General features: G+C 45.0%; 11 protein-coding genes and 1 pseudogene. All 12 read left to right on the top strand.

Annotation, left to right across the window (positions count from 1 at the left end; translation table 11 throughout):
* Window position 1 precedes the first annotated feature (1 nt).
* The 12 genes and pseudogenes from QUE24_RS06865 (at window position 2) to QUE24_RS06810 (ending at window position 12,237) form a co-directional block, all read left to right on the top strand.
* Window positions 2-1,096: an HprK-related kinase B gene (locus tag QUE24_RS06865; protein ID WP_286305864.1), complete on the top strand. Its 1,095-nt coding sequence runs from the start codon at window positions 2-4 to the stop codon at window positions 1,094-1,096.
* Window positions 1,093-1,866: a histidine phosphatase family protein gene (locus QUE24_RS06860; RefSeq protein WP_286305863.1), complete on the top strand. Its 774-nt coding sequence runs from the start codon at window positions 1,093-1,095 to the stop codon at window positions 1,864-1,866. The genes QUE24_RS06865 and QUE24_RS06860 overlap by 4 nt, the downstream gene beginning before the upstream one ends.
* A gap of 173 nt (window positions 1,867-2,039) precedes the next feature.
* A complete protein-coding gene (locus tag QUE24_RS06855; RefSeq protein ID WP_286305862.1) occupies window positions 2,040-2,744 on the top strand; it encodes a histidine phosphatase family protein in 705 nt (234 codons plus the stop codon).
* A 2-nt stretch (window positions 2,745-2,746) separates the two neighbouring features.
* Window positions 2,747-4,111 (top strand): metallophosphoesterase, encoded by a 1,365-nt coding sequence (locus tag QUE24_RS06850; protein WP_286305861.1) that lies wholly within the window; start codon window positions 2,747-2,749, stop codon window positions 4,109-4,111.
* Window positions 4,112-4,125: 14 nt separating this feature from the next.
* Complete coding sequence (locus tag QUE24_RS06845; RefSeq protein WP_286305860.1) at window positions 4,126-4,392, top strand: amphi-Trp domain-containing protein; 267 nt, start codon at window positions 4,126-4,128, stop codon at window positions 4,390-4,392.
* Between the two features lie 207 nt (window positions 4,393-4,599).
* Complete coding sequence (locus tag QUE24_RS06840; protein WP_286305859.1) at window positions 4,600-5,112, top strand: YehS family protein; 513 nt, start codon at window positions 4,600-4,602, stop codon at window positions 5,110-5,112.
* Window positions 5,113-5,115: 3 nt separating this feature from the next.
* Window positions 5,116-6,315, top strand: a complete 1,200-nt coding sequence (locus tag QUE24_RS06835) for a BaiN/RdsA family NAD(P)/FAD-dependent oxidoreductase (protein WP_286305858.1) — start codon at window positions 5,116-5,118, stop codon at window positions 6,313-6,315.
* 44 nt (window positions 6,316-6,359) lie between these two features.
* The gene (locus QUE24_RS06830) at window positions 6,360-7,670 is read left to right on the top strand and encodes a paraquat-inducible protein A (RefSeq protein ID WP_286305857.1); all 1,311 of its coding nucleotides are present in this window, start codon (window positions 6,360-6,362) and stop codon (window positions 7,668-7,670) included.
* Window positions 7,667-9,337, top strand: a complete 1,671-nt coding sequence (gene pqiB / locus QUE24_RS06825; protein WP_286305856.1) for an intermembrane transport protein PqiB — start codon at window positions 7,667-7,669, stop codon at window positions 9,335-9,337. The genes QUE24_RS06830 and pqiB overlap by 4 nt, the downstream gene beginning before the upstream one ends.
* 15 nt (window positions 9,338-9,352) lie before the next feature.
* Window positions 9,353-9,928: a PqiC family protein gene (locus QUE24_RS06820; protein ID WP_286305855.1), complete on the top strand. Its 576-nt coding sequence runs from the start codon at window positions 9,353-9,355 to the stop codon at window positions 9,926-9,928.
* A 70-nt stretch (window positions 9,929-9,998) separates the two neighbouring features.
* Window positions 9,999-11,561 (top strand): sensor histidine kinase, encoded by a 1,563-nt coding sequence (locus QUE24_RS06815; RefSeq protein ID WP_286305854.1) that lies wholly within the window; start codon window positions 9,999-10,001, stop codon window positions 11,559-11,561.
* Window positions 11,561-12,237 (top strand): annotated as a pseudogene (locus tag QUE24_RS06810) (response regulator transcription factor). The gene QUE24_RS06815 and the pseudogene QUE24_RS06810 overlap by 1 nt, the downstream one beginning before the upstream one ends.
* Window positions 12,238-12,284: the final 47 nt, after the last annotated feature.

The raw sequence follows: 12,284 nt of genomic DNA, 5'->3' as shown, positions 1-12,284 counted from the left end.
CATGACGAATGAGATACCACATGAGATTGAGTCTTTATTAAAGAACTATCACCCGTTACCAGACGCACTGGATATCGACCTTGGTTTTTGCAGCTGTCGGATACGTTCTAATTCTATTGAGCTATTGGCACGGTTATCAGCTTATTTTTCATCAATAGTCAGCAATGTATCGATACCAACCTATCAAGTCACAGCGATTGAGTGTGATACGCCTGACTTTTCTAATGCCTTTATCGACTGGAAGCGAGAACCTGGTAAAACAGGCAAAAAAGACAGCTATATCAATTTAGATAAAGCCAGGCTTATCCGTAAAGTCAGAACCGGCATGATGTTTTACCAAAGCACGGATACGGCGATTGCGATGGGGCCATGTTTAGAAAATGACAATCAAGTCATTAACTTTATTAATAACCAGTTCATGACTTGGTTACAGCAAAAAGAGGCGTTAATTTGTCATGCTGCCGCTGTCGTGAGAGAGGGCGAGGCCTTTGCGGTCGCAGGCTTTTCTGGTGGAGGCAAATCCACCTTGATGCTGGAGATGCTTGAACAAGAAGACACCACTTTTTTAAGCAATGATCGTCTGTTTATCAAACAAACATCTGTAGGAGTTGATGCTTATGGTATTCCCAAATTACCACGCATTAATCCCGGGACGATTGTGAATAATAAGCGCTTGCAACCATTATTAACTGATGAATTGAGACAGACTTTTCTGAGTTTATCTAAGGATGAACTATGGGAATTAGAGCAAAAATTTGATGTGGATATTGATGCTTTATACGGTGAAGGTCGTCTTCAGTTTGAAGCGCCATTAAAAGCCTTGTTGATTCTGAATTGGTCTCGTCATGATCAAAGTGATGTCAGCTTACATCGAGTGAATTTACGTCAACGTCGCGATTTATTACAAGCCATTTTGAAGTCACCCGGTCCTTTTTATCAAACAGTAAAGGGCGAGTTCATTTCTGACGATTATCAAGCGGATGAAGACGCCTACTTAGCCATTTTAGATAATATTGCTGTGTATGAGGCAACGGGCGGTGTCAATTTTCAGCAGCTTTCCGCTTTGTATCTGGCTGCAGGTCAAGAAAAGCAATGAGTGATGTACTACTCCTAAGACATGCGAAATCAGACTGGTCCGTCGACGTCGATGACTTTGATAGGCCTTTAAATAATCGCGGAAAACGCGCTGCTCAGCGTATGGGGGAGTGGTTAAATACGCATCAATTCATTCCTGAACAAGTCTGGGTGTCATCGGCAAAACGCACAATGGAAACGGCAGAAAAAAACCTCAAAGCAGCAGGGTTGCCCATTAGTCTTATCAAACCCATTCCAGAACTCTATGAAGCCAGTCCTGCTACCGTGCTGGATATTATTGCTAAAGCACAAAAAAATATGGGTTTAACTCTCATCATTGGTCATAACCCTGGGATGGAAATAGCCTTAGTGGAGCTAGTGGCAGACCAATTACCGGATTTTGGTGATGATAAAGTCTTACCAACAGCGACGTTGGCACATCTACATTTTGATGATAATAAAGTCTCGCTAAACGCGTTCATCCGACCTAAGAATTTACCTAAGAAATTCCCCGTCAGACGTGATGGACAAGTGCATTATTGTGACCGTCCAGCCTATTATTACCAACAGTCTGGGGTGCTGGCTTATCGTTGGCATAATGAGCAGCTGCAGGTACTTTTAATCACAAAGCAGGATAGAGAAAAGTGGGGAATACCTAAAGGCATTATTGAGCCGGGACTGTCTGCGACTGAGTCCGCCTTAAAAGAAGCTATGGAAGAAGCCGGCGTAATAGGCAATATTCATGAAGATGCATTGGGCTGCTTTCAGCACAACAAGTGGGGGAATCTGTGAGGTCAAGGTGTATCCAATGCGGGTAACGGAACTTGCTGATGATACTCAGTGGGAGTCTGAAAAACGGCGCCGCCAATGGTTCGTGGTGGACTCGGCAGCAAGAGTCATAAACAAGCCCGATCTTGTTGATATGATCCGGGCGTTGACTGTATGCATTCATAAGCAGGCTTAGTATGTCTCGTTTAATTCTCGGTTTTATACGGCACGGTGATTATGAGCAATTAGCTGACACACCGAGTGCGCACCAGCCCTTCGCATTAACGGAACAGGGTAAAACCGACGCGTGTATTGAGGCACAGAAATTATGCCGTCTTATTCTGCAAGAAGGCTGGCAATTGGTGCCGCAGATTGATTGCTCAAATATGTTGCGATCATGGCAAACCGCCGATATTTTCCGCCTGATTTTAGAGACGGCACTCGATTCCTCACTGTGCAGTCAAGCGTATGATGCATTAGCTGAGCGAAGCGTTGGTTCTGTAGCTAATCTCACGGTGAAACAGATTGAGGAGATAGTGAATACTGACCCTCGATATCCTCGATTACCAGAAGGTTGGAAGTCTGATAGTCACTTTTGTTTACCTTTTCAAGGTGCCGAGTCATTGATGACAGCTGGCTCTCGGGTAGCTAAGCATATTGAAACGCAGATGCGGGATATACCCAGAAAAGCCGAATCTCAGCTGAAATTATGTGTAGGGCATGGCGCTTCATTTAGACATGCTGCTTATCATTTAGGGGTCATCAATGCTGAAGATATTGCTCAACTCAGCATGTATCACTCTCGGCCTATTTTTCTTGAACTATTCGAGGATGGCACTTGGCAACACGTGGGTGGTGAATGGAAAAAACGTTCATCTGTTGCCGCTACCAGCATGGACTAACTATGAAAATGATGTCACAACAGCAGCATCTCAAGCATAGCCAGCGGTTTATTGAAACACTGGTGAGTAAGCACAAAACTCAGCAATCTGTTTGGCAACACTTACCTACTACTACCGAATGCTGGAATGTTTCGGAAGCACATTCAGGTCAAAAGGCTCATCAGGATGAAGCGTCTTTTGCCAAAGCAATGAAGACAGCTGAGCAATACAGCAAGTGGACATGGCCAAAGCGTCCGATCTTTTTCATTGCCGACCCTCATGCCGACGCGGAAGCATTTGTCCATTCCTTAGTGGCGAGTGGGGGTATCAAAATCACCAATCAGGCCCTGCTGGAATTTACATTGACGCGCTTAGGGCGGGAGGCCACTTTTATTATTGGCGGTGACTGTCTTGATAAAGGGCCCAGTAATTTAGCGTTACTGGATGCGCTTAAGCGACTTTTTGATACTGGCGCACGGGTAAAGCTGCTGGCCGGCAACCATGATATGCGTCTGTATATGGGCATCTACGCGATGAGCTTGCCTCGTCATCCCAGCACAGAGCACTTCTTTGTGCGGATGGGGGAAAAGGTTATCCCGTTATTGAGTGAAGTGCATCAGCGTTATTTAAAAGGCAAAAAATTACCCAAGTCGATTCCTGATGAAGCCAGTTGTAAAGAAGCCTTATTTCCACGAGCCGACTGGTTTGAGCAATTTCCTCAACACGCCAAGACATTGATGACCCACGCAGGCATTAAACGTGAGCTGCGTAAGATGCAGCGAAAATATGATCACTTTGAAGCGGCTTGTAAAAAAGCCGGTTTTAGTATGCAGGATGTCTATGCCACGGCAATGAAATGTCGCCAGTTATTTCTGCATCCCAAAGGTGACTATGCCTGGTTTTTTAAACGTATGCAGCTCAGTTATCGTCGTGGTTCTTTTCTGTTTCTGCATGCTGGCTTAGATGATGAAATCAGTAAGGTGATTGAACAAGAAGGCGTGGCAAAACTGAATAAACAGTTTCGTCAGCAAATGAAAAATGATCTGTTTCAGTTTTACTACGGCAGCTTAGCTAATACGATGCGAACAAAATACCGCGACAGTGATTTACCCCTCAGTGGAAAAGGCGTGAAGCAGATTAACCGTAAGGGTATTCATGCCCTGGTTCAGGGTCATATCAATCGTAAACATGGACAACGTTTAGTCTTGAAGCACGGGTTGCTTCACGTGGAAAGTGATGTGACGCTTGATCGTCACTCAAGGCATAAAGAAGGGCTGGAAGGCGTGGGGGCTGGCGTGACAATTATTCACCCTGATCAACAGCTTATCGGTTTGAGCATAGACTATCCATTTGCCAAGGTCTTTCATCCACATTTTTATAAAATCTAATCATGGAGTAAGTGATGATCGAGCAAAAAAAACGTTTCCGACATGAGTCCTTACAGGACAAGAAAAGTATTCAAGGGATGTTGGATGCTGTTGCCAAAGGCATTGCGAAAGGTGAACTCAGCTTCAGCGATGATGAAGGAAAAATGCTAATGCAGCCGAAAGATCTGCTGAACTTAAAATTAACCGCCAGTGAAAATGATGAACACAAACGTATCGATATACGTATTAGTTGGTATGCCGATGATGAGCCAGTCAAACGAGGTAAGCTGACCGTTAAGTAACTCCTTTGAGGGGAGCAGCGATATTGAACGGTGACTCACTACAGTGTGTGTTGCCTTTGTAAGTGATAACACAAACATCGATCTCACCGATTTTGTCTCAGCCTGTTAAAGTATTCACTATTAACCCTGCTGTCTATCGATGCATTCGTTGGTTGATGATGCTGATAATGCGATAGACCAAACCGGCTTCTGCTTTAGGAAATCTGTGTGACTAACAATGATGTATTGAGACGAATTCGTTATATCTTAGATTTGAACGATTCCATGATGATAAACGTATTTGCGCAAGCAGATATCGATGTAAGCCGTGAACAGGTCAGTCAATGGTTGAAGCGTGACGATGATCCTGACTATGAGTCGCTGAATGACAAACAGATGGCGACCTTCCTCAATGGCCTGATTAATCACTTACGCGGTAAAAAAGAAGGTGAACAACCCAAACCGGAAAAGTCGCTCAACAATAATATTATCCTCAGAAAACTCAAAATAGCCTTTAATTTACAAAGCGATGAGATTTTAGCTGTGTTGCAGCTGGAAGGTTTCAGCCTGAGTAAACATGAATTGAGTGCGTTTTTCAGAAAACCGGAGCACAAACATTATCGGGCTTGTAAAGATCAGGTATTACGAAACTTTCTGCAAGGTCTGCAGTTGAAATATCACCCAAAGAAAAATGATCTGGAAGGTTTCAGCTGGCCGTCACTGGATGATAAAGAGAAGTAAGTTTTGACGAGTTCTCAAGTGTTTGACTGCATTGTGATTGGTGCCGGTGCAGCTGGTCTGATGTGTGCTGCTACTGCCGGCCAACGTGGGCGCCAGGTACTGGTGCTGGACCATGCCAATAAAGTCGGTAAGAAAATTTTAATGTCAGGTGGTGGCCGCTGTAACTTCACCAACCTCTATATGGAGCCTGATAATTATCTGTCGGCAAATCCCCATTTTTGTAAGTCAGCATTAAGTCGCTACACCCAATATGATTTTCTGGAGTTAGTCTCTCGCTACAATCTGGCTTATCACGACAAAGGCGCAGGTGAATTATTCTGTGATGACAAAGCCCGAGATATTTTGAATATTCTGCTGGCTGAATGTGAAAAAGGCGGGGTCAATATTCAGACGGATACCGCTATCACGGCCATCGAAAAAACGGAGCAAGGTCAGTTTGTGATTGATACCGAGCGAGGTCAGTATCAATGCCATTCTCTGGTCATCGCTACCGGTGGGTTATCCATTCCTAAAATGGGGGCCACAGGCTTTGGTTATAAGGTTGCCAGGCAGTTTGGTTTACAAGTGAAAGATACCGAACCTGCCTTAGTGCCATTTACCTTAAGTGATGCCTGGCTGACTGTCGCACAGGAGTTAGCAGGTGTAGCGATGGATATTCGTGTCAGCTGTCGTCAGCAAAGTTTTAATGAAGCCTTGTTATTTACACACCGAGGGCTCAGTGGACCAGCCATTTTGCAAATCTCTAACTACTGGTATAGCTCCGATGAAATCACCATCGACTTTTTACCTGGCCATAGCGTGGCTGAGTTAATTGAACAGTGGGTGACGAGCGGAGAGAAAGCGACAATCAAAACCTTGTTGAGCCAGTATCTGCCGAAACGTTTTGTGTTGACCTGGTTAGGTCTGATGGCCGCTGATTTAGGTGATAAACTGGCTAAACAGTTAGTGAAGAAAGACATAGAACAACTGACACAGTTTTTTCACCACTGGACCATTAAACCATCAGGAACAGAAGGTTATCGGACTGCAGAAGTCACCCGAGGGGGTGTCGACACTGATGGTATTTCTTCAAAAACGTTTGAAGCCAAAACCACAGCAAATTTATATTTTATTGGTGAAGTGCTGGATGTGACGGGCTGGTTGGGTGGCTTTAATTTTCAGTGGGCATGGTCAAGTGGTTGGTGTGCAGGGCAATATGTGTAAACAACTTCAATTAACGCAGTCATTTAAAGCGATGTTATTACGCCATGAAACAAGCGGTTTCTTTTCAGAAGCTTGATAAAAATATCAATGGACAACGCCGCCTGCGAGCGTGTCATGAATGCGACTGGGTGTCTGCTTTACCGCGGCTTCGTCCCGGCGAGGTCGCACACTGTCCTCGTTGTCACCATGTTTTAGCCAGACGCCACTATCGTCCGGCCCAGCGTAGCTTGGCTATTGCTATCAGTGCCTTTATCGCCTTACTCATCGCTGTCAGTTTCCCTTTTGTCAGTTTTTCAATTAAAGGCATCGGCCACAGTATTGAAATCGAACAAACCGCATCAATGTTACTGAGTTTTGAACAACCTATTGTGGCTATTGTGGTGGCATTGACCATTATCATCTTGCCAGCCATGTATCTTGTTTCAGTGATTTGGCTACAGCTGGTCTTGTTGTTTTCAGAACCTAAAATCAAACATCGTCAAATTGCCCGGACGCTCAAACATCTCGACAGTTGGATGATGGCAGATGTCTTTATCATTGGTGCCTTGGTTAGTCTGTTTAAAATTGCAGGCATGGCCGATATTGAGCTTGGCATTGCCTTTTGGGCTTATGCGGTGTTTGCCTTCTTATTGTTGATGACTACGCGTTCTATCGATGCTGACTGGATGTGGTTTGCAATTGCGGGCGAACCACGTGCGCCGGCGCATACGAATACGGGACAAGGAGCCGCAGAACAAGGGCTGACCGGTTGTCCCACCTGTGGTTTGATTCATGCTTTGGATAAAGGCAGTGATAATCACTGTCTTCGCTGCGGGGAGCCTCTTCATGCACGCGCACCGAAAAGTCTGCAACGCACCCTGGCCTTACTGATAACTGCCACCATTTTCTATATACCAGCAAACGTTTATCCGATAATGACCACCACCAATTTTGGTCAGGAAAAGAACAGTACCATTATGGCTGGTGTGATTGACTTGATTGAACACGGTTCGTGGCCGATTGCGCTGGTCATTTTTATTGCCAGTATTCTGGTACCTATCGCTAAATTAATCGTGCTGTCCTGGCTGTGTTTAACCGTCAATAATGCACATCAATTGAGCCAGTTAGCACGTTTAAAATTGTATCGGATAACGGAGTTTATCGGTCGCTGGTCCATGGTGGATGTCTTTGTGGTGGCGATTTTGGTGGCTTTAATACATGCTGGCGATTTAATTTCAGTCACACCGGGACCGGCTGCACTCGCTTTTGCCAGTGTGGTGGTGTTGACGATGTTGGCGGCCATCACTTTTGATTCACGTCTGATATGGGATAAGCCACAGACGGAGTTACGACCTGCACAGGACAACAGCGTATGACGGATGATGTATCGAATACCGACACCACGGAAGAGTTAGATAATGCCCGTGCGACTAAAGCGTCTAGTTGGTCGCCTATATGGATTCTTCCTATCGTGGCGGTCCTAATTGGTGCCTGGTTGGTCGTGGATGATTATCTGAGTACAGGGCCACTGATTAATCTCACCATGAACGATGCCGAAGGTATCGCTGCCAATAAAACACTCATCAAAACACGTAATGTGGAAATCGGCCATGTTGAGTCGGTCACTCTGTCTGAAGATTTACAGTATGCAGTAGTCAAAGCCCGCATTAACCCTGATGCTGCTTCGACTTTGGTAGAAGACACACGTTTCTGGGTAGTAAAACCACGTATTGGCCGGGAAGGTATCAGTGGTTTGAATACCGTATTATCCGGTGCGTATATTCAACTTGAACCAGGCCAGTCGCAACAGGAACAGCGAGAATTTGAGGTGCTTGATCAACCGCCGGTGTCATTGAGCGGTAATGGTATTCATATCAAACTCGACAGTCCTCTGGGCATCTCCTTAAAACCAGGCGATCCAGTCAGTTATGAAGGACAGATTGTAGGCCGTGTTGAAAAGTCAGAGTTCAAACCCGGTAATCAGCATATGCATCATGAGTTATTTATCGAAGCACCTTATGATGTACTGGTGACCAAGAGCACACGGTTCTGGTCTTCGTCTGGTGTGAATATCAGTCTTGACTCCAAAGGCTTTAATATCAATCTGGCCTCACTGGAAACACTGTTAAGCAGTGGTGTCAGTTTTGGTGTGTTGCAGGAAGTGGAAAATGACCAGCCTGCAGCGTCGGGAGATGAGTTTGCCTTGTATTCCAATCAGACCGAAGCACAGCAGGCCAGCTATGATCGATATATTGAATATGTGTTGATGGTGAAAGATACCGTGCGAGGCCTGGCAGAAGGCGCACCTGTTGAATTCAGAGGATTACGTATTGGTACCGTAGAAAGTGTCCCGTGGGAATATAACTCACGAATGCGTAATGGCAAGGATGGATTTGCGATTCCCGTATTGATTCGCCTGGAGCCGCAGCGGCTCGGTGACTTCCATGATGGTCTGCTCGAAGAGTGGAAACAACGCGTAGATAGGCTTATAGAGCGAGGTTTAGTGGCTACCTTAAAACCTGGCAATTTACTCACCGGCGCAATGTTTGTGGATATCAATATTGATAGAACGCCGGGTATGCCTGAGATTAAAGTGGCCATGTTTAAAGATCGACAAGTGATTCCTACCAAGTCATCGCAGCTGGCACAGATGGAGATGAAAATATCCAACCTGCTCGATAAATTAAATGGACTAGAAGTACAGCCTGTATTGGACGGAGTGAATGCTAACTTGAAAACATCACAAGCCTTGTTGCAGGAAGTACAGACTTTAGCCAGCAGCATCGATCAGTTTGTGAATAATCCCCAGACGCAAACGATACCGGATAATGTCAATCAGACGCTCGCTGAGCTCAGAGAAACGTTAAAAGGCCTCTCGCCAGAAGCACCGGCGTATCAGAATTTATCTCAGAGTATAAAAAGCCTGGAAGGTCTGATTAAGGACATACAACCCTTGGTGCGTACTTTAAATGAACAACCCAACGCACTGATTTTCAATCGTACTGAGCAGGCGGATCCACAACCTCCTGCTGCTCAACCGTAGATGCAGGAGAGTGTTGTGAAACGATTTTTTATTGGACTGTTTTTTATTTTGTTGACTGCCTGTGCGGGCCAGCCAGTAACACAGTCAACTTTCTATACCTTACCTGTCATCGATACGCCTACAGATAACATCCGTTCGGATAAAACCGTTTTTATCCGACCAATCATTCTGGCTGATTTTCTCAGTAAAAATGGTGTGGTACTGCAACTGGATGACATCACGGTTCATTCTGCCCAATATCATCAATGGGCTGAGTCACTGGCTGCACAGTTGAGTCGTGGTTTACGTGATCGACTACAAGCGGCGCAGTCAGATTATCGAATCGTTAATTTGCCGTCGTTTGCTAAGCAAAGCAGCTATCAGCTTCAAGTAGAGTTTGATCAGTTTCAGGGCCGTTTTGATGGTCAAGCCGTCACCAGTGGACAATGGCAATTGCTTAATAAACAAGGTGAAACGGTCACCACTCAACGTTTCAGCCTGACGCAAGCTTTACCAGCAGAAGGCTATCCAGTTCTGATTCGTGCATTAGCCAATAATCTGGACACCTTAGCCACTGACATCGCATCGACATTACCTAGAGTTGATGATTAGGGTATAAAAACATTTCAGCATATTTGTAGTGATGGCAAAAACTGATTTCTGAGGGGTAAAGAGCAAGCCTATGTATCAAAAGAAAATCATTTTGTTTGCTGCCTTTGCCTTTTTGATCGTGAGTTTAGCTTTATCACTGACGGTCTGGTCGACCAAGTTTACGGCGTCGAATATTTCCCAGGTGAATACGGCTAACAGCTTGCTTACAGAGCATCTAAAGTTGTCTGATCATAGCTATCGTTTATTCAAGCAAATAACGGACGAAATTTTACTGGGTAAAAGTGCCAACCAGTCCATTGTCAGAAATAAACGCGCCATGATCAGAGAGACTCTATCGCGGATCAGGGCATTGGAGATCGCTCAACGTGAAGCCCTCGGGCCCGAAAAAACCAGGGGGTCAGTTGAAGACACCGACAATCTGGAAATGGCGATAAACGGCATCTTGAAATCGTTTGCTGAAGTCTTGGAAATGCGTGATGAACAGTCACGTTCACAGAAAATTAAATTCTTGCTGGAAGAGCAGATTGATAATAATTTCCGTGATGCGATTAACCTGGCTCTGCAGCGACAGTCAGGCCTGGTCGATGCATTAAATGACAATATTGAAAACCGTCATTCCTTGATTTACTGGTCAGCATTGGTGTTGTCTCTATTAGCCATTTTTCTAACCATACTAGGTAGTCTGGCGTTGATAAGAAATATCACCGAGCCTGTGAATCAATTGAAAAAAGGCGCGGAAGCACTTTCTCAAGGCGATTTGCAGTATCGGGTGCCCTTGGGCTTTGATGCAGAGTTTGATGCCATTGCTGAGTCGTTTAATGGTATGGCACACAATTTGGCTGAACAAAAACAGCTACGTGATACCCTCAATCAAAACCTTGAATATGAGGTGGCTAAACGCACCGAGGAGCTGGTTCAATTAAACCAGACCCTACAACACAATGATGTCTCCAGACGACACTTTCTCGCGGATATCAGCCACGAACTCAGAACCCCGCTTACCATTATTCGTGGCGAAGCTCAGGTGGCTTTGAGACAAAAAAATGCAGGGGATGCTGATCCTGCTTTACGTGATGCATTAAGTCAGGTACTGGAGCAGTCTTTGTTTTTGAGTCGATTGGTGGATGATCTTTTATTCATTGCCAGAACCGATACCAATAACCTGAGGCTGGAATGTGCCAAAACCAGCATCAATGACCTGGTGAATGATTGTTGTCAGGATATGCGTCATCAGGCTAAAGCAAAATCCATGGTGCTGAATTTTACGCCAACTGCTGAACCGGCTTATGCCAAGGTAGATGCTGAACGTATCAGGCAACTGCTGATTATCGTGCTCGATAATGCCATTAAATACAGTCCCGCAGAGACACACGTGCAGATTGATACGTCTATTGATGATCAGAATATTCTGATTCAGGTCGCAGACCAGGGACATGGGCTTGAACAGTCAGAATTACCATTTATCTTTGATCGTTTTTATCGCAGTCAAAAAGTCCGAAGAGAATCCTTACCAGGAACCGGGCTGGGACTGGCTGTGGCGAAGGCGATAACAGATGCGCATCAGGGAAAAATTAGGGCAGAAGTGGATGACACAGGTTTTCGCATCACCATCTCACTGCCGAGGTTAGTCTAATGCAAATTCTACTGATTGAAGATGAAAAACGAGTGGCAGACTTTATTTGTCGGGGTCTGAAGGCAGAAGGATTTTTCTGTGAGCAGGCGAATGACGCTGCAACGGGACTGAGTTTCATTAAACAGCATCAATATGATTTACTGATTATTGATCGCATGTTGCCTGATATGGATGGTTTAACTGTTTGCCAGCGTGTCAGGAAACAGAATACGGATATCCCCATACTCTTTTTGACCGCGGTGGATGATACGCAAGAAAAAGTCGCCGGGCTCAGGGCTGGGGCGGATGACTATCTGACCAAACCATTTGATTTTGATGAATTAATTGCCAGAATTGAAGCTTTAGGACGGCGTCGGTCAGCACATAAACCTGACAAAGATAGCTTGCAGTTGGGCCCATTGCTGATTAACGTTGGCGAGCGCAGTGTTTATGTAGATGGTGAGGCCGTAGACTTGACCTCATTGGAATTTGATCTATTACTTTATCTGGTGCAAACCGATGGTAAAGTCGTTTCCCGTGAACGCATAATCAATGCTGTCTGGGGGTAAATACTGATCCGTTGACGAATATTGTTGATGTTTACATCCGGCGTCTACGGAAAAAAATAGATCGCCATCCTGAACAGTCTTTTATTGAGACCAAACGCGGGGTGGGTTATCGTTTTTCAGCAAAATAATATTCATTTACTGTTCATTTAAAACTCAGAATAAATTCAGTCATGCC

Origin of the sequence: Methylophaga marina (genome assembly GCF_030296755.1) — a bacterium.
GTDB classification, from domain to species: Bacteria; Pseudomonadota; Gammaproteobacteria; order Nitrosococcales; family Methylophagaceae; genus Methylophaga; species Methylophaga marina.
Note: the sequence above shows the minus strand (reverse complement) of the source record. Positions and strands in the feature narration are given on the sequence as shown.